We start from the raw sequence: 471 nt of genomic DNA, 5'->3' as shown, positions 1-471 counted from the left end.
ATTTGAGGTATTGGTACATGAAGTAATCGCCGAAATCACCACATCACCATGATTTAATGGATAAGATTTTCCATCAATCATACAAGATGGGCTTTCATGCGGCAGATTGGCTTTTTCAGCAGCAACGGCTGTTCCACCACCGCCCTCATTTTCCAACTGCTCTTTTTGTTCTTTAGCAGGTTTAAGTGCAAGCTCCATTAATGAACTAAAGGTCTTAGGAACATCGGAAAGTAAAACACGATCCTGAGGACGTTTTGGCCCCGCTAAACTTGCTTGTACCGTACCCATATCTAGGCTCAACGTATCGGTAAAAATCGGTTCATCACCAAGATTTCGCCACAAGCCTTGCTCTTTACTATACGCCTCAACTAAGTCAATACGTTCTTGTTCACGACCCGTTAATGCAAGATAACCAAGGGTTACTTCATCAATCGGAAAAAAGCCACACGTTGCGCCATATTCAGGTGCCAT

1 protein-coding gene is annotated in these 471 nt (G+C 43.3%); it reads right to left on the bottom strand.

The window, feature by feature from the left end; all coding sequences use genetic code 11:
* A partial coding sequence (locus B4237_RS07090) for an aconitase family protein (RefSeq protein ID WP_286942449.1) occupies nucleotides 1-471 on the bottom strand: 471 nt, incomplete at both ends.

The sequence above is a fragment of the Acinetobacter sp. UBA6526 genome (genome assembly GCF_002434875.1).
Lineage (GTDB): Bacteria > Pseudomonadota > Gammaproteobacteria > Pseudomonadales > Moraxellaceae > Acinetobacter > Acinetobacter venetianus.
The sequence above is the reverse complement of the archived record's forward strand: the minus strand, read 5'-3'. Positions and strand labels throughout refer to the sequence as shown.